The organism is Photobacterium sp. DA100, from assembly GCF_029223585.1.
Taxonomy (GTDB): domain Bacteria; phylum Pseudomonadota; class Gammaproteobacteria; order Enterobacterales; family Vibrionaceae; genus Photobacterium.
The window spans coordinates 402,878-420,670 of the sequence record NZ_CP119423.1 but is presented as its reverse complement, the minus strand read 5'-3'; the positions used below and the strand labels follow the sequence as shown (position 1 = coordinate 420,670).

The following is a 17,793-nucleotide window of genomic DNA, read 5'->3' as shown; positions in this document are numbered from 1 at the left end:
TAATCCTTCCCTTAAACGCAAAATGTAATGATAACGGTTATCAATATCGCTCAATTATACTGTAGACGAAAAGCAAAACAATGCGCAGAAGCAATAAAAAACAAAAAACGCCGCCTTTCGGCAGCGTTTTTTAAAAGATGTGAACTAAATATATGTTACTTATTTCACACTGACAAACTCAGGGTAGGCATCAATACCACAGTCGTGAAGATCCATGCCCGCCAGCTCTTCTTCTTCCGTCACTCGAATGCCGACGGTGTACTTCAACACAGCCCATACCGCCAAGCTTGCTGCGAATACCCAGCCGAAGATCACCGCCGCACCCAGCAACTGCGCACCGAATGTCGCATCACCATTACTGAACGGTACCGCCATCAGACCGAAGAACCCACATACACCGTGAACCGAAATCGCACCGACCGGATCGTCAATCTTGATCTTATCAAAACCGATGATGCTAAAGACGACAAGTGCACCCGCAACCACACCGATGCTCACCGCGGCCATTGGCGATGGTGACAGAGGGTCTGCGGTAATAGCGACCAAGCCGGCCAAGGCACCGTTGAGGATCATCGTCAGATCCGCCTTGCCCCAGGTTGTCTTACATACCGCCAGCGCAGCAATAGCCCCCGCCGCCGCCGCCGCATTGGTGTTAAGGAAGATCTGGCCTACCGCGGTAGCGTTCTCGAAATCCGACAGCATCAGCTGCGAACCGCCGTTGAAACCGAACCAGCCGAACCACAGGATAAAGGTACCCAGCGTCGCCAATGGCATGTTTGAGCCAGGGATGGGGTGGATGGCACCATTCTTGCCGTATTTCCCCTTACGGGCACCAAGCAGCATCACCCCGGCCAACGCAGCGGCAGCACCGGCCATGTGAACGATACCCGAGCCGGCAAAGTCGCTGAAGCCCGCTTCCGACAGGAAGCCACCGCCCCAAGTCCAGTAGCCTTCGAGTGGGTAGATGAAGCCAGTCAAAATGACAGAGAAAATAAGGAAAGACCACAGTTTCATACGCTCGGCAACCGCGCCTGATACCACAGACATTGCCGTGGCCACAAACACCACCTGGAAGAAAAAGTCAGATTCCAAAGAGTGATCCGCGCCCTCGGCCTGCGAACCAATCAAGGCGCCGATGGAAGGCAGCCAACCGCCTTCGCCATTATCGACGTACATGATGTTGTAACCGACAATCAAGTACATGGTGCAAGCGATAGCATACAAACAAAAGTTTTTGGTCAGGATCTCGGTGGTGTTCTTCGAGCGCACCAACCCTGCTTCCAGCATGGCAAAGCCCGCCGCCATCCACATCACCAAGGCACCTGACATTAAAAAGAAAAAGGTGTCGAGTGCATAACGCAGCTCAGTAACAGTCGTTGCTAGTTCCATAATCTTCGTCCCCTACACTTATTCTTATAAGGCTTCTAAATCGATTTCGCCGGTACGGATGCGCACGGCATGATCCAGGTCGTAGACAAAAATCTTGCCGTCTCCGATTTTGCCGGTATGCGCCGCTTTTGAAATGGCTTCAATAATGGCTTCCATGTTTTCGGCCTGGGTGGCAATTTCCAACTTCACTTTCGGCAGGAAGTCCACCTGATACTCAGCCCCGCGGTACAATTCGGTATGGCCCTTCTGGCGACCGAAGCCCTTGACCTCAGAAACGGTCATTCCCTCGACACCAACATCTGCCAGCGCTTCGCGTACATCGTCCAACTTAAATGGTTTGATTATTGCGTTGATCAATTTCATTGCCTGCTCCTCGAAAACAGAATTCCTTCTCAATCACAGTTCAATAACAAACAAGCAACGTGCCAACTTTTTTAACTCTATATTTTCAGCAACTTAACTAGAAATGTGATTTGGGTACAAAAAAGGCCGCACCTAAATAGTGCAGCCTTTTCACCGTAATGAAGCAACTTCCCCCTGCGCGGGCACCCCCGCTCAAAAACGGGTGACGAAAGCGCGCCACGCTGTCAAAACCAGGGCAAAGTCTTCGAACCCGCACACCGCCACGGCCTCTTCGTCGTAAAAGTCCATATTGTCCTCAAGCTCGGTATCATCTTCTGAAAACAGATAGTTAGCTTGAACTAGCGCTTCATTGTCCTGCAGGCTCAAGGTCAGCTCGTCGCCAATCATCCGCCATTCCTGGGTGCTGTTTTTCAGTGCACCAAGCTGGCACATGACGGCATCCATCTTGTCAAAGTCCTTACCGATCTCTTCCACCAGCCAGCGGCCAAGGGCCTCATGCCCCATCGAGAAAACCGCATGATAGCTACCGTCCAAGGTGTTTTTCTTAAAGTCGTAATCCATAGCTATCCTCTGTGTGATGTCGGTGATCTTAAATGATAAACTGGTTTAAGCTGGGCGGTGAGACCGCCTCTTCGCGCAAGAGCGCACATTTTCAGGATCTGACACCAAAATGCAACTCAATGCGACCATTGCCCGGCAAATCGTCGAGCGAGCGATGAAAATCATCCAACACTCGGTCAATGTCATGGACGAATATGGCCGGATCATCGGCTCCGGTGATCCCAGCCGCCTCAACCAGCGCCATGAAGGGGCGATACTGGCCATCAATGACAACCGGGTGGTCGAGATTGATCCCGGCACCGCGCTGCAGCTCAAGGGCGTCAAACCGGGCATTAACCTGCCCATCGTCTTTCGCGACCAGATTATCGGCGTCGTCGGGATCTCCGGCACACCGGATCAAGTGCGCAACTATGGCGAACTGGTCAAGATGACCGCCGAGCTGATCGTCGAGCAGGAAGCGCTGATGTCCCAGGTCCAGTGGAACAAGCGCCACCGCGAGGAACTGGTGCTGCAGCTGATCAAGGATACCGAGCTCAATGATGCCCAGCTGATCTCCATTGCCCAGAAACTCGATCTGGATCTGGCCCAGCCCCGGATCGCCGCCCTGGTCAAAGTGCTTCCCGCCGCGGGCGCATCGCTGTCGCTCGAACACTTACAGAAAATGGTCCACCTACTCGAATACCCCGAGCGTGATAACTTGGTCGGTATCCACTCGGTCTCGCTCAATGAGATAGTGGTACTCAAGCCGATCACGCTCGAAGAGACGGGCTGGTCGCGGGCAATCGAACAGAAGCGGATTGACAAACTGATACGGCGGGTGGCCAAGCAAAGCCACTTTTCGATCCAGATCGCCCTCGGCGACTACTTCCCCGGGCTACAGGGACTGTCGCGCTCGTTCCAAACCGCCCAGGCCACGCTCAATGCCGCCACCAGCAAGGATAGTGTCCTGTTCTACCAAGATCACCTGCTGCCGGTGCTGCTCAGCGGGCTCAAAGAAGACCCATGGCGCTACGAACAATTGGTCAAACCGCTCGAAACCCTCAGGGCCAATGATCCCAAAGGCACCCTGCTAAAAACCTTGAAGGCATTTTTTGCGCAGAATTGTGATTTAGCTCAAACGTGCGAAGTGCTCCATATTCACCGCAATACGCTGCGTTACCGCCTCGATCGCATCGAGCAGGAAACCCAGCTAAGTTTCAATAACTTATCTGATAAGACCCGATTATACCTCGCCCTTTCCTGCTAGCTGACAACCCCCTCAATTTGTGCGATTGCACAAAAACATAATGCTGGGGTGATGATTTTTCGTCACCTCGCCTAAAGCCAAAACGGGCCAGGCCAAGTACATTCCACCGCAGTTAAGAATTTTCGTTTTCTTTTTTTATTTTGACGTGGAATAGAACATGGTAGAAGTATCAACACTTGGTGCGTTGGCTGCGCTGGTCGTGGCCATTAGCCTGATCCTGAAAAAAGTACCGCCCGCCTACGGCATGATCATCGGTGCCCTTGTCGGTGGTATTGTCGGTGGCGTGTCGCTAACCGACACCGTGAACCTGATGATTGGTGGCGCCCAGGGTATTGTCACAGCGGTATTGCGGATCTTGGCCGCGGGTGTCCTTGCCGGTGTCTTGATTGAATCAGGGGCCGCAACCTCTATCGCTGAAACCATCGTAAAGAAAGTCGGTGAAACCCGTGCCCTGCTGGCACTGGCTGTCGCCACCATGATCCTGACCGCTGTCGGCGTTTTCGTTGACGTGGCCGTGATCACTGTCGCCCCGATTGCGCTGGCCATTGCCCGCCGTGCCGACCTGTCGAAAATGGCCATCCTTCTTGCCATGGTCGGTGGCGGTAAGGCCGGTAACATCATGTCACCGAATCCCAATGCTATCGCGGCTGCCGATGCGTTCGATGTCCCGCTGACATCCGTGATGGCAGCCGGTGTGATCCCGGGCCTGTGCGGCATGGCTTTCGCCTACTTCATTGCCAAAAAACTGGTTAACCGCGGCAGCAAGGTGGCTGAGCACGAAGTCGTCGCCATCGACCACAGCCGCCTGCCAAAATTCGGTGCCGCCATTGTTGCACCGCTCATCGCAATTGCCCTGCTGGCCCTGCGCCCAATTGCCGGCATCAACGTTGACCCACTGATCGCGCTTCCTCTTGGTGGCTTGGTCGGTGCCGTCGTGATGGGCCGCTTCCGCGATACCAACCACTTTGCGGTATCCGGCCTGACCCGTATGGCTCCTGTTGCCGTTATGCTGCTGGGTACCGGTACCCTGGCTGGCATCATTGCCAACTCCGGCCTGCGTGACGGCCTGATTGAGCTGCTGACCGCCTCTGGCCTGCCATCTTACCTGCTGGCGCCTATCTCGGGCTCGATGATGTCACTGGCCACGGCTTCAACCACCGCCGGTACCGCCGTTGCCGCAAGTGTTTTCAGCCACACCATCCTTGAGCTGGGTGTGCCAGCACTGGCAGGTGCCGCGATGATCCATGCCGGTGCAACGGTACTGGACCACATGCCTCACGGCAGCTTCTTCCATGCAACCGGTGGTGCTGTGCACATGGACATCAAAGAGCGCCTCAAGCTTGTCCCTTACGAGTCAGCAGTTGGCCTAGTGATTGCTGTCATCTCGACCCTTATTTTCGGTGTATTCGGCTTCTTCGTTTAAGGATTCATAGTCATGAAAATTGTAATTGCCCCAGATTCATACAAAGAAAGTTTGACGGCCATGGAAGTGGCTACGGCTATCGAAGCGGGTTTCCGCCAAGTCCTGCCGGAAGCGGAGTACCACAAACTACCGATGGCTGACGGCGGTGAAGGCACCGTGCAGTCTCTGGTTGATGCCACCAATGGTTCTATCGTCGAACAGTCTGTGACCGGCCCTCTGGGTGAGCAAGTGGACGGTTTCTTCGGTGTGATGGGCGACGGCCGTACCGCGATTATCGAAATGGCGGCGGCATCGGGCCTGCACCTTGTCGAGCCTGAACTGCGTAACCCGCTAAAAACCACCACTTTCGGAACCGGCGAGCTTATCAAGGCGGCATTGGACAAAGGTGTCGAGCACATCATCGTCGGTATCGGCGGCAGTGCCACCAATGATGGCGGTATCGGTATGGCACAGGCTCTGGGTATCCGTTTACTTGACGAAAACGGCGAGGACGTTGGTTTCGGCGGCGGCGAGCTGGCACGCATCGCAACGATCGACAAGACCAACCTAGACCCACGCCTTGCCACCGTGAAACTCGAAGTGGCTTGCGACGTCGACAACCCACTTTGTGGCCCGAAAGGTGCCTCGCAGATCTTCGGCCCGCAGAAAGGCGCGACACCGGAAATGGTCGAGCAACTTGACGCCAATCTGGCCCACTATGCAGATATCATCAAAGCCCAACTGGGCCGTGATGTCAAAGACATGGCCGGTGCCGGGGCTGCAGGAGGCCTTGGCGCTGCCCTACTTGGTCTGCTGGATGCCAGCCTTCGCCCGGGTATCGACATCGTGATGGATGCGGTTAACTTGCTGGATATCTGTGCCGATGCGGATTTGGTGATCACCGGCGAAGGCCGTATCGATAGCCAGACAGTTCACGGCAAAACCCCAATTGGTGTTGCCCGTACGGCCAAGCGCTTCCACCTTCCGGTGATTGGTATCGCAGGCTGTCTGGCTGCAGACTGTGACGCGGTTTACGACCACGGCATCGACGCAGTATTTAGCGTGACTCCACGAGCTATGGAGCTTCAAACCGCCATGGATGAAGCCGCCTTCAACGTCGAGATGACCGCACGCAACGTTGCCGCCATGCTGACCGTCGGCAAACGCTGATAGTTAGCTAGATAACAAGGCCGGTACTACACGTATCGGCTTTTTTTTTGCGCTGACGTCGAGTAATGAAAAACCATGATGTACGAATTTGAGAATTCACCCCGAGTCTACTTTATGGGGCATACCACTCGAGCCTCTAGCTCAAGTGTTACCCACCCCACAAAACCACCATCCTGAAACTGTGTTAGCTTGCTCCCAGAACCACATATTGATCGGTGTCATTCAGATTAAAGTCATCTCCCCCGTAGTCTAATAGGACAAGCTACTCTTTCCCTCTAAAGGATCCTGTCATGGACAAACTACTTGCTCTCTTATCCGGCCGTAACGGATCTCACCGTATCGAAGATCTGCTTCTGCTGCTGCTCCGTTTGGCTATCGGCGGCGCGATGCTGACCCACGGTATCGGCAAGATCATGAACTTCAGCGAACTAGCTCCGACTTTTATCGACCCGTTCGGTATCGGCTCTACCCCAAGCCTGGTACTGGCCATGTTAGCCGAGGTACTTGGCTCGATAGCCTTGATGCTGGGTGTATTAACCCGTATCAGTGCATTGGTACTGCTGTTTACCATGGGCACAGCAACCTACGCGGTGGGAATGGCCAAAGGCTGGGCAGGCGCTGAACTGGCCTTTATCTACTCGCTGGTTTACCTCACCCTGATGGTACAAGGCGGCGGCCGCATCGGCCTCGAACACTTTTGGCTCAGCAAGCGCCGTAAAGCCAAGGCATTAGCGAAAGAAAAAAGCGCATAATTAAAGCAAACAACAACGCCTCCAACTGGAGGCGTTTTTATTAGTAGCAACTTACCCTTAGGCTGGCTGCTGGATAATCACATCATCCGCTTTCTTGGTGTACTGCTCCATGCGGTGGAAGTTGAGGTAGCGGTAGGTATCCGCTGCCGTCGCATCGATCTGCTTGGCGTACTCCAGGTACTCTTCCTTGGTCGGGATACGGCCAAGAATTGCGCCCACTGCCGCCAACTCTGCCGAAGACAGGTACACATTGGCCCCCGTACCCAAACGGTTCGGGAAGTTACGGGTCGATGTCGACATCACCGTTGCCTTGTCGGCAACGCGGGCCTGGTTACCCATACACAGCGAACATCCCGGCGTTTCGATACGCACACCGGCACGGCCGAAGATACCGTAGTAACCTTCTTCCGTAAGCTGGTCTTTGTCCATCTTGGTTGGCGGTGCCACCCACAGGCGGGTATCGAGCGTACCGCCGAACTTCTCTAGCAGTTTACCTGCCGCACGGAAGTGGCCGATGTTGGTCATGCACGAGCCGATGAACACTTCATCGATTGCGGTGCCCTGTACGTCAGACAGCAGACGCGCATCATCCGGGTCATTCGGTGCACACAAGATAGGCTCATTGATTTCTGCCAGATCGATTTCGATAACATGCGCGTACTCGGCATCGCCATCGGCTTCCATCAACTCAGGATTTGCCAGCCACTCTTCCATCGCCGTGATACGACGCTCGATGGTACGGCGGTCGCCATAACCTTCAGCGATCATCCACTTGAGCATCACGATATTCGACTCAAGGTACTCGGCAATCGACTCTTGCGATAGCTTAACAGTACAGCCTGCCGCACTACGCTCGGCGGATGCATCCGATAGCTCGAACGCCTGCTCTACCGTTAAATGCTCAACACCTTCGATTTCCAGCACGCGGCCCGAGAATTCATTGATCTTACCCGCTTTCTCAACGGTCAGCAGCCCCTGCTGAATCGCGTAATAAGGGATGGCATGAACCAGGTCACGCAGGGTAATGCCTTCCTGCATCTCGCCCTTGAAGCGGACTAAGATAGATTCAGGCATGTCCAGCGGCATGACGCCAGTTGCCGCCGCAAACGCGACCAAACCAGAGCCTGCCGGGAACGAAATCCCCAATGGGAAACGGGTATGCGAGTCACCACCAGTACCGACGGTATCAGGCAGCAGCATACGGTTCAGCCATGAGTGGATAACACCGTCACCCGGACGCAGCGACACACCGCCACGGTTCATGATGAAATCAGGCAGGGTGTGGTGGGTGTTCACATCAACCGGCTTAGGGTACGCCGAGGTGTGACAGAACGACTGCATGGTCAGTTCAGCTGAAAAACCCAGACAAGCCAAATCTTTCAGCTCATCACGGGTCATTGGACCGGTGGTATCCTGCGAGCCCACGGTAGTCATCTTCGGCTCACAGTATGTGCCAGGACGGACACCTTCAACACCACACGCTTTACCGACCATCTTCTGGGCCAAAGTGTAACCTTTGCCTGAGTCTTCAACCGCAACCGGGCGGCGGAACACATCAGAAGAAGCGAGCCCCAGAGACTGGCGGGCACGGTCAGTCAGGCCGCGGCCGATGATCAGAGGAATACGACCACCAGCACGCACTTCGTCAATCAATACATCGGTTTTCAGCTCGAAGGTAGACACCACATCATCGCTGCCGTGGCGGCGGACTTCGCCCTTGTACGGGTAGACATCTATCACATCCCCCATGTTAAGCGCAGTCACGTCAACTTCGATTGGCAGTGCACCGGCATCTTCCATGGTATTGAAGAAGATTGGCGCGATCTTGCCGCCAAGTACGTAACCACCGGCACGCTTGTTAGGGACATTAGGGATATCATCGCCCATGAACCACAGTACCGAGTTGGTCGCCGACTTACGGGAAGAGCCGGTACCGACAACATCACCAACATAGACCAACTGATGGCCTTTCTCTTTCAGTGCTTCAATCTGCTTGATAGGACCGATAGAACCCGGTTGTTCAGGCTCGATACCTTCACGTTCGTTCTTGAGCATAGCAAGGGCATGCAGCGGGATATCAGGGCGAGACCATGCATCCGGTGCTGGAGACAAGTCATCAGTATTGGTTTCACCAGTGACCTTGAAAACAGTCAGGGTGATCTTTTCAGCCAACTCCGGCTTGGACAGGAACCACTCGGCATCCGCCCAAGATTGGATCACCTGCTGGGCGAAAGCATTGCCGGCTTTGGCTTTTTCTTCGACGTCATAGAAGGCATCGAACATCAGTAAGGTATGAGACAGCGCTTTAGCCGCAATCGGAGCCAGGGCTTCATCGTCTAGCAATGCAATCAGCGGCTCGATGTTGTAACCACCCTGCATAGTACCCAATAGCTCGGCAGCTTTTTCCTTGCTGACGATTGGGGACTGCGCTTCGCCTTTGGTCAGTGCAGCAAGGAAGCCCGCCTTCACATAGGCGGCTTCATCCACACCAGGGGGAATACGATTTTCCAGGAGATCTAGCAGAAAGGCTTCCTCACCGGCTGGTGGGGTCTTTAGTAATTCAACCAGAGCGGCAACCTGCTCAGCATCGAGCGGCTTTGGAACAACTCCTTCTGCAGCACGTTCTTCGACGTGTTTACGGTAGGCTTCAAGCACGACATATTCCTCATTTTAGGTTTGGCCGCGATGGCCAAACATCCTTGGAAGTGATTGATCTACCGTTAGCGTGTTGGAAGGGCTTGATATTCCTTCTGTCACATAAGAAATGTTACTATTTCAGCCAACGGAGACCAAAACCGTTTATCGAGCATACCAGATTTAACGTAATATTAAAATCCGGTCGTTTTTTACAACATTCACAAATTTTGAATAAATGTAAGCAACCGTAATACCCACCGTTGGCATTCTTCCCCCTCATATCAGACTGTTAACTTATAGTGCCCCGCCGAAGAAGACATAAAATGCATGGTTCGACTGCTCGGTCCGGCCATAAGCCAAGATAAGCGGCCCCACCGGGGTGGTGAGCCCCGAGTACAAGCTGCCTGCGGTATAGAGGGGTACATCCTTGAAGCTCAGATCTGAACTGTTGTAGACCCCGCCGTATTCCAGCGAGCCGCCGAAAAAAACCGAAGATTTGAACAAGCCAAAATCCTGCTCCATCAGGTTGTAGCGGTAAATCGCGGCGGTGAATATTTTGTTGTTACCCGACAAGCTGTTCTTCGGGATCCCGGACAGGTTGAGGAATCCCCCCAGCTCTTTGGGGTCAAGCCGCAAATCAAAGTCCGAGCTTACCCGACCATATTCAGCCTTGCCCATGAAGGTATGATCACCATAGGTCAACGCCCCCTTCCAGTTAATGTCCATATGAACCGAAAAGTCTTCATACTCAACACCATCTAAGCGACTGCTATCATCCGAAGCCGCCAGCTCTAGCTCGAGGAGATTGCCTTGCTTGGGCAGCATAATATCGTCGAGGGTATCGAGACTGTAGCGGATATAACCAATTTGGCTCCTTCGCTTTTCAAGCCCAAGCTCCGGAAAACCCAACACCTCGGTTTCACCGCTGAGATAACGCATCCCAATCCGGAACTCTTGCCACAGCGTCGGCTGCCAGCCAAACGAAGCATCAAATACGGTATCGGTATAGGTGGCAGGAAGGAAGAAATCAATATCCTCAAGAGCCGGCTCCTCCCCGAATAGCGGGATATTGTAATCGGTACTTTTATACTCGGCGGAGATCAGCGAAAACCAGTCGTGATCCTTGACTAGAGGCAGGTATAGCCCGGTGCCAATTCGCTTGTCCGAGCCGTATTCCAACTCGGTACGCCACTCGGCGCCTGCCCGGCTCAGTCCGGTCACATTGAAGGCGACACCAAACGAATAATCGGTACTGTTTTCGAAATCGTCCTCCAGGGCAAAGCGAAAATCGATAAAATTCGGCCCCCAGCTTTTCTCCCTCACATCGAGCAAAATGACATTATCACCGTCAATCTGCTCGATACGGTAATCAACCCGCTCAAAACGATCCAGGGCATACAAGCTGCGTACGCTCTCGCCCAGCTCCTCGGAGGAAATAACCTGGCCGGCCTCGAGCTGCAAGCGGTCGAGCAGCACGTCGTCGGCATAGCTGCTGTTATTCTGCAGCCGGATTTCATCGACCACTAACTCATCGAGCGGTACCAGCTGGCGGCGGCGTTTCTGTTTGTTGTCGATATACTGCTGGAACCAGGTACTTCGACCGAGGTGAGCCAACTCGTCGGCCATCGCCATCACCTCGACATAGCCGCTCTCGAAAGCCAGCGGCATACGGGCAAAATCTGCGGTTTTAATGCCGCGGATGTTGGGGCGGATCAGAAAATCCTTATCCGACAGCAAAGCGATCTGGCGGTCAGCATTATCACGCACCATAAAGTCCGTCAGCTGATCCATCACCGCGAAATAATTGCTGAGCTCATCACGCTTTTTGAACTCATTGCTAATATCAACCGCAATGATGATATCTGCCCCCATATTGCGCACCACTTCAATCGGCAGGTTATCGGTGATCCCGCCATCGACCAGCAGCTTATCATTGAGCTCTTTCGGTGGCAGCAGGCCCGGTATCGACATACTGGCCTGCATCACCTCGGCCAAATCCCCCTTATCAAGAACCACCGGTTGCAGGTTTTCGATATCCGTCGCCACCGCCCGGTAAGGGATCACCATCTGATCAAAACTGTCGAACACCGGCAGGTTGCCGGAGGTCGAGCGCAGGATCTCCCCCATGGTCTGACCCTGGACAATTCCCCGCGGCGCTTTGAGCTCCCAAAAACCAAACCCAAGCTCACTAGTCACCTGGTATCTGTCTTCTTGTTGCTTCTCCCTAACCCGGCGGTCCCCCCGCATCACCCGGTCTTGATAGCCCCGCTCCCAATCGACACTGGTCAGCAACGCCTCAATTTCATCGGCACTCATCCCGGTCGCGTACAAACCGCCGACATAAGCGCCCATACTGGTCCCGGCAATATAGTCGACCGGAATATGAAGATCTTCCAGCGCTTTGAGTACCCCAATATGGGCGGCACCTTTGGCACCGCCGCCACCGAGTACCACGCCAATCTTAGGTCGCTGCTCGGCAAAGGCCACAGCAGAAAAAGAAACGCTGAACAAGCACAAAAATGTGATACCTAGCACTAAAGTTCTGCAACAGTTGTGCAGATAACATATCACGCCGTGAGTTGCCGCAAATGGCTGTTCTTGGGTCATGGGCTACTTATTCCGTGAACGTACACACCGTTCACATCGTCAGACAAAACTATAAAAGACTATGAAGTTCAACCAATTCACAATCAAACAAAAGCTGATCCTGGCTATGGTCCTTGCGGTTCTCGCTTCTACCCTGCTCGTTGGCATCATCAGCCAAAAGCAAGCAAGGCAAGTGGTCGAAAACCGGTTACTGCAGTCGGAGCTACCGGCTACCCTGCTGCAAATCCGCAATAGCATCGATAAAGAAGTATCACTGATGCTGGCTGCCGCCGAGCAACTGGCCACCAGCCGCTTCATTACCGACCTCTATCATGATGGCAGATCGCAAGCCGATGAAAGCAAAATAATCCGGCGCCTGAATGATATCAAAAACCAGTACCAATTGTTCGATGCCTCTATTGCTGATCGTACCAGTGGCGACTACTGGAATCAGGACGGATTTCTGCGCCGCCTGACCCCGCAGCAAGATAGCTGGTTCTATGATTTCACCCGCTCAGGGCAAGCCCGATCGCTCAGTGTCTTCCGCGAATCAAACGGCGACGTCAAACTGTTCGTCAACTACCAGCAGCTAAATGGCAAAGGCATGGCCGGCCTTTCCAAGTCCCTCGCCGAGATGAGCCGCTTCATCAACCAGTTCCAGCTGGAAAAAACCGGCTTTGTCTTCCTCGCTGACGGCCAAGGCCAAGTGCAGATCCATCGCGACCGTGGCGTAATGGGCAAAATGCAGCTCGCGAACCTGTACGGCCAGCAGGCTGCCGCCACCTTACTGGCAAAGGATGATTTCAATGTCGTCCAGCAAACCATCAACGGCCAAGATGTGTTGGTGGCCACCAGCTACATCCCATCCATGAACTGGTATGTGGTTGCCCAGCTGCCCCTGGAGGAAGCCTTTGCCGAGCTGAATCAGGCCCGCCAGCAAATCATGCTATGGACCGCAGGGATCGCCGCCGCGTTTGTCTTGCTTGCCATTTGGCTCGGTAGCAATATCACCCAGCCGATTTCCCGCCTGGCCGCCATGTTCAAAGATCTGGGCGAAGGTGAAGGGGATCTCCGCCACCGTATTGAAGTATCAGGCAATGATGAAATTGCCCAGCTCTCTGCGGGCTTCAACAGCTTCATCGGCAAGATCCACTACTCAGTCAAAGAGGTGGCGGAAACCGGCAACAGCCTCCGCGAAGCGGCCGAGTCTGTCGCCCAGCAGGCTGAAATCACCTTGGATACCAGCCACAGCCAACGTGATCGTACCCTGCAGGTCGTCACGGCTATCAATGAAATGGGTGCCACCGTCAACGAAATTGCCAGCAATGCCGCGCACGCAGCCGATGCCGCGCATAATGCCGAAAACGAAACCCAGAGCGGCCAGAAGGTGGTCAGCCAGGCCCGCGATACCATTAACCAGCTCGCCAATGATGTGACCCAGGTCAGCGAAGTGATTGAGTCGCTGGCCAGCAACACCCAGGCCATTGGCAGTATTCTGGATGTGATCCGCGGTATCTCCGAGCAAACCAATTTGCTGGCGCTCAACGCCGCAATTGAGGCGGCCCGCGCCGGCGAGCAGGGCCGCGGCTTTGCTGTGGTTGCTGACGAGGTACGCAGCTTGGCCAGCCGCACCGCCGATTCGACCGATGAGATCCAGGCGATGATCAACCGCCTGCAGGAAGAAGCCAGCAACGCAGTCAGCGCGATGGTGCAGAGCCGCCAGCTCACCTCCGATGGCGTCTCGGCAGCGGACGAGGCCTCCGGCGCCCTGCTGTCGATATCGGATCGCATCACCCTGATTTCCGACATGAATACCCAGGTCGCCACGGCAACGGAAGAGCAGTCCACCGTGGTCTGCGATATCAACTGCAATATCGAAGAAATCAACGAAGCGACCCAGCGCACTGCCGATACCGCTTCGCAGCTCGCCCAGTCAAGCCAAGCACTGCGCGATCTGTCCAAGCGCCTGGATGACATGGTCGGCACGTTCACGCTCTAAGCGGATACGATGGCGAAGACATAAAAGCAAACGGCAAGGAGGGTTTCGGCCCTCCTTGTTGTTTTCTGGGTTCTAGGTTCAGCAAGCAGACTCTGCGAACCTCAAATTCAAGCCAAGCTTTTGGCTCTTCCTAGCCCCAAAATACCAAAAAAGCGCCCGAAGGCGCTTTTTTCATATCCGCTAGCAAAGCCGTAATTACTTACGCTTAACGGCTTTCGGGTTAGGAAGGTCAGTGATTGAGCCTTCGAATACCTCTGCAGCCAGACCAACAGATTCGTGTAGCGTTGGGTGGGCGTGGATAGTCAGAGCGATATCCTCTGCATCACAGCCCATCTCGATCGCCAGACCGATTTCACCCAGCAGCTCGCCACCGTTAGTACCCACGATAGCACCACCGATCACACGGTGAGTGTCTTTGTCGAAGATCATCTTCGTCATACCGTCGGCACAGTCAGAAGCGATTGCACGGCCAGAAGCAGCCCATGGGAATGTCGCCACTTCGTAGTTGATGCCTTCAGCTTTTGCTTCTTTCTCGGTCTTACCAACCCATGCCACTTCTGGCTCGGTGTAAGCGATTGAAGGAATAACTTTAGGATCGAAGTAGTGCTTCTTGCCAGAGATAACTTCTGCCGCAACGTGGCCTTCATGCACACCTTTGTGAGCAAGCATTGGCTGGCCAACGATGTCACCGATAGCGTGGATGTGAGGAACGTTAGTACGCATCTGCTTGTCAACGTTGATGAAACCGCGCTCGTCAACTTCGATACCCGCTTTCTCTGCGTCAATCAGCTTACCGTTTGGTACACGGCCGATTGCCACAAGAACAGCATCGTAACGTACAGGCTCAGCAGGGGCTTTCTTGCCTTCCATTGATACGTAGATACCATCTTCACGCGCTTCAACAGCGGTCACTTTGGTTTCTAGCATCAGGTTGAATTTCTTCTTGATGCGCTTGGTGAAGACTTTAACGATGTCTTTATCAGCAGCAGGGATAACTTGGTCGAACATCTCAACCACGTCGATCTGTGAACCCAGCGCGTGGTATACCGTACCCATTTCAAGGCCGATGATACCGCCACCCATTACAAGTAGCTTCTCAGGAACTTCTTTCAGCTCAAGGGCGTCAGTTGAATCCCAGATACGTGGGTCTTCATGCGGGATGAACGGTAGCTCGATTGGGCGAGAGCCCGCCGCTACGATCGCATTGTCGAAGTTAACCGTGGTCTGCTCGCCGTCTGCGCCAGCAACTAGGATAGAGTTAGGGCCAGTAAACTTGCCGTAGCCCTGAACCACGTTAACTTTACGCATCTTAGCCATGCCGCCAAGACCGCCAGTTAGCTGGGTGATTACTTTTTCTTTCCAAACACGGATCTTGTTGATATCGGTTTGAGGCTCACCGAATACCACACCATGCTCAGCCATGGCTTTTGCTTCTTCGATAACTTTAGCAACGTGAAGCAGGGCTTTAGATGGGATACAACCCACGTTTAGACATACACCACCAAGCGTGCTGTATTTTTCGATTAGTACCGTTTCTAGGCCTAGGTCGGCGCAACGGAATGCCGCAGAGTAACCTGCAGGGCCTGAACCCAACACCACTACCTGGGCTTTAATTTCTTTACTCATCATGACCTCGTTGTAAGTCTTTTATCCCTAACAGGCTAAGTATTCGTGTTCTACTTTTTGTTTCAGCTGGCTAACGATTTTACAGAGGTGTTAACAAACTGAAAAGTAAATTGCTATAGCCTGTGAGCTACACAACACTTCCATGCCCGCTTTTGCAGGCATGGAGGTTGGGTTAGGAAACCTTAAAGTACCAGACGGCGAATGTCAGACAGACACGCGTTCAGGTAAGTGATGAAGCGAGCACCTTCCGCGCCATCGATCACACGGTGGTCGTATGATAGAGACAGTGGAAGCTGCAGGCGTGGTTCGAATTCTTTGCCGTTCCACACAGGCTTCATTTCAGACTTAGATACACCCAGGATACCAACTTCTGGAGCATTCACGATTGGTGTGAACGCAGTACCGCCGATACCGCCTAGGCTTGAGATAGTGAAACAGCCACCCTGCATGTCAGCAGCAGTCAGCTTGCCAGCGCGTGCCTTCTTAGACACTGCCATTAGCTCTTCAGATAGCTCGTAAATACCTTTCTTGTTCACGTCTTTGAACACAGGAACAACCAGGCCATTTGGTGTATCTACGGCGATACCCACGTTTACGTACTTCTTCAGGATCAGGCTCTCGTTGTCTTCAGACAGCGAAGCGTTGAACGCTGGGAAGGCTTCTAGCGCTTTCGCTACCGCTTTCATGATGAATACAAGCGGAGTGATCTTCATGCCAGTATCTTTCTTCGCTTCGATAGCATTCTGCTCTTTACGGAATGCTTCCAGCTCAGTGATGTCTGCGTTGTCCCACTGTGTAACGTGAGGGATCATTACCCAGTTACGGTGCAGGTTGGCGCCAGAGATCTTCTTGATGCGAGAAAGAGGCTTAGTTTCAGTCTCACCGAACTTGCTGAAATCAACTTTCGGCCATGGTAGTAGACCCAGCGCAGAGCCATCGCCCTTGCCAGATGCCGCCGCACCAGACTCAAGACGCTTAAGCGCATCTTTAACGAAGTTCTGAACGTCTTCTTTCAGGATACGGTTCTTACGACCAGTACCTTTAACCTTAGACAGGTTAACACCGAACTCGCGAGCAAGACGGCGAACAACTGGAGACGCGTGAGCGTAATCGTTGTTCTCCTGGAAATCACCGGTAGATGCAGGAGCTGCCGCCGCTGGCGCTGCTGCTGGAGCAGGTGCTGGGGCTGGGGCTGCTGCCGCAGGAGCCGCTACAGGTGCTGCGCCAGCAACTTCGAATACCATGATTAGCGAGCCAGTCGACACTTTGTCGCCAGCTGCAATCTTGATCTCTTTAACCTTACCAGCGAACGGTGCAGGGACTTCCATAGAAGCCTTGTCACCTTCAACAGTGATCAGAGACTGCTCTTCTTCAATCATGTCGCCTACCGCAACCATGATTTCAGTCACTTCTACTTCGTCGCCACCGATGTCCGGTACGTGAACTTCTTGGTCAGCTGCCGCTGCAGGAGCTGCAGCCGGAGCTGCCGCTGGCGCTGCTGCAGGTGCAGAGCCTGCTGTTTCGAAGATCATGATAAGAGAGCCAGTCGATACTTTATCGCCTGCCGCTACTTTGATCTCTTTTAGAGTACCAGCGAATGGTGCCGGTACTTCCATTGATGCTTTGTCGCCTTCAACAGTAAGAAGAGACTGCTCTTCTTCGATGCTGTCGCCAACGGCAACCATGATTTCAGTCACTTCTACTTCGTCACCGCCGATGTCCGGTACGTGAACTTCTTTCAGTTCAGCCGCTGCTGCTGGAGCTGGAGCAGCAGGCGCTGCTTCAGCCGCAGGAGCAGGTGCTGCAGCTGCAGCACCCTCGGCTTCGAAAATCATGATTAGAGAACCGGTAGAAACCTTGTCGCCTTCAGCCACTTTGATTTCTTTAACGATACCCGCCTGAGAAGCTGGTACTTCCATAGAAGCCTTGTCGCCTTCTACAGTGATCAGAGACTGCTCTTCTTCAACCTTGTCGCCAACGCTTACAAGGATCTCAGTTACTTCAACCTCATCCGCACCGATGTCAGGTACATTAATTTCGATTGCCATGTTTAATTTGCCTC

General features: G+C 53.6%; 12 protein-coding genes. 5 read left to right on the top strand and 7 right to left on the bottom strand.

All coding sequences use genetic code 11. The features are described 5' to 3' along the window. Nucleotides 1-159: 159 nt before the first annotated feature. The 3 genes from PTW35_RS02065 to PTW35_RS02055 form a co-directional block, all read right to left on the bottom strand. On the bottom strand, nt 160-1,389 hold the full coding sequence (locus PTW35_RS02065; protein ID WP_281026353.1) for an ammonium transporter: 1,230 nt from the start codon (nt 1,387-1,389) through the stop codon (nt 160-162). A 24-nt stretch (nt 1,390-1,413) separates the two neighbouring features. Continuing rightward, nucleotides 1,414-1,752, bottom strand: coding sequence for a P-II family nitrogen regulator (locus PTW35_RS02060; protein WP_281026352.1), 339 nt, complete (start codon nt 1,750-1,752; stop codon nt 1,414-1,416). A gap of 192 nt (nt 1,753-1,944) precedes the next feature. Then, nucleotides 1,945-2,313 (bottom strand): YacL family protein, encoded by a 369-nt coding sequence (locus tag PTW35_RS02055; RefSeq protein WP_039456975.1) that lies wholly within the window; start codon nt 2,311-2,313, stop codon nt 1,945-1,947. A gap of 109 nt (nt 2,314-2,422) precedes the next feature. On the opposite strand from PTW35_RS02055, the gene PTW35_RS02050 reads away from it, so the two are divergent. The 4 genes from PTW35_RS02050 (at nt 2,423) to PTW35_RS02035 (ending at nt 6,883) form a co-directional block, all read left to right on the top strand. After that, the gene (locus PTW35_RS02050; RefSeq protein ID WP_281026351.1) at nt 2,423-3,559 is read left to right on the top strand and encodes a sugar diacid recognition domain-containing protein; all 1,137 of its coding nucleotides are present in this window, start codon (nt 2,423-2,425) and stop codon (nt 3,557-3,559) included. A 157-nt stretch (nt 3,560-3,716) separates the two neighbouring features. Next, entirely contained in the window at nt 3,717-4,982 is a 1,266-nt protein-coding gene (locus PTW35_RS02045) for a GntP family permease (protein ID WP_039456967.1), read from the top strand. Between the two features lie 12 nt (nt 4,983-4,994). After that, complete coding sequence (locus PTW35_RS02040) at nt 4,995-6,131, top strand: glycerate kinase (RefSeq protein WP_281026350.1); 1,137 nt, start codon at nt 4,995-4,997, stop codon at nt 6,129-6,131. A gap of 290 nt (nt 6,132-6,421) precedes the next feature. Next, complete coding sequence (locus tag PTW35_RS02035) at nt 6,422-6,883, top strand: DoxX family protein (protein WP_039456961.1); 462 nt, start codon at nt 6,422-6,424, stop codon at nt 6,881-6,883. Nucleotides 6,884-6,940: 57 nt separating this feature from the next. Here the strand turns inward: PTW35_RS02035 and acnB are convergent, their stop codons facing one another. Together acnB and PTW35_RS02025 are read right to left on the bottom strand one after the other, a co-directional pair. Then, on the bottom strand, nt 6,941-9,538 hold the full coding sequence (gene acnB / locus PTW35_RS02030; protein WP_044622462.1) for a bifunctional aconitate hydratase 2/2-methylisocitrate dehydratase: 2,598 nt from the start codon (nt 9,536-9,538) through the stop codon (nt 6,941-6,943). Between the two features lie 276 nt (nt 9,539-9,814). Then, nucleotides 9,815-12,055: a patatin-like phospholipase family protein gene (locus tag PTW35_RS02025; RefSeq protein WP_281026349.1), complete on the bottom strand. Its 2,241-nt coding sequence runs from the start codon at nt 12,053-12,055 to the stop codon at nt 9,815-9,817. 133 nt (nt 12,056-12,188) lie between these two features. Between PTW35_RS02025 and PTW35_RS02020 the strand changes: the two genes are divergently transcribed. After that, the gene (locus PTW35_RS02020; RefSeq protein ID WP_281026348.1) at nt 12,189-14,105 is read left to right on the top strand and encodes a methyl-accepting chemotaxis protein; all 1,917 of its coding nucleotides are present in this window, start codon (nt 12,189-12,191) and stop codon (nt 14,103-14,105) included. Between the two features lie 195 nt (nt 14,106-14,300). Here the strand turns inward: PTW35_RS02020 and lpdA are convergent, their stop codons facing one another. Continuing rightward, the gene (lpdA, locus tag PTW35_RS02015; protein WP_039456949.1) at nt 14,301-15,731 is read right to left on the bottom strand and encodes a dihydrolipoyl dehydrogenase; all 1,431 of its coding nucleotides are present in this window, start codon (nt 15,729-15,731) and stop codon (nt 14,301-14,303) included. Between the two features lie 182 nt (nt 15,732-15,913). Further along, entirely contained in the window at nt 15,914-17,779 is a 1,866-nt protein-coding gene (gene aceF, locus PTW35_RS02010; RefSeq protein ID WP_281026347.1) for a pyruvate dehydrogenase complex dihydrolipoyllysine-residue acetyltransferase, read from the bottom strand. Nucleotides 17,780-17,793: the final 14 nt, after the last annotated feature.

Excerpts from the sequence above, each read along its gene's own strand:
- PTW35_RS02065 (WP_281026353.1), bottom strand. The coding sequence starts at position 1,389 with ATGGAACTAGCAACGACTGTTACTGAGCTGCGTTATGCACTCGACACC.
- PTW35_RS02060 (WP_281026352.1), bottom strand. The coding sequence starts at position 1,752 with ATGAAATTGATCAACGCAATAATCAAACCATTTAAGTTGGACGATGTA.
- PTW35_RS02055 (WP_039456975.1), bottom strand. The coding sequence starts at position 2,313 with ATGGATTACGACTTTAAGAAAAACACCTTGGACGGTAGCTATCATGCG.
- PTW35_RS02050 (WP_281026351.1), top strand. The coding sequence starts at position 2,423 with ATGCAACTCAATGCGACCATTGCCCGGCAAATCGTCGAGCGAGCGATG.
- PTW35_RS02045 (WP_039456967.1), top strand. The coding sequence starts at position 3,717 with ATGGTAGAAGTATCAACACTTGGTGCGTTGGCTGCGCTGGTCGTGGCC.
- PTW35_RS02040 (WP_281026350.1), top strand. The coding sequence starts at position 4,995 with ATGAAAATTGTAATTGCCCCAGATTCATACAAAGAAAGTTTGACGGCC.
- PTW35_RS02035 (WP_039456961.1), top strand. The coding sequence starts at position 6,422 with ATGGACAAACTACTTGCTCTCTTATCCGGCCGTAACGGATCTCACCGT.
- PTW35_RS02020 (WP_281026348.1), top strand. The coding sequence starts at position 12,189 with ATGAAGTTCAACCAATTCACAATCAAACAAAAGCTGATCCTGGCTATG.
- lpdA (WP_039456949.1), bottom strand. The coding sequence starts at position 15,731 with ATGAGTAAAGAAATTAAAGCCCAGGTAGTGGTGTTGGGTTCAGGCCCT.
- aceF (WP_281026347.1), bottom strand. The coding sequence starts at position 17,779 with ATGGCAATCGAAATTAATGTACCTGACATCGGTGCGGATGAGGTTGAA.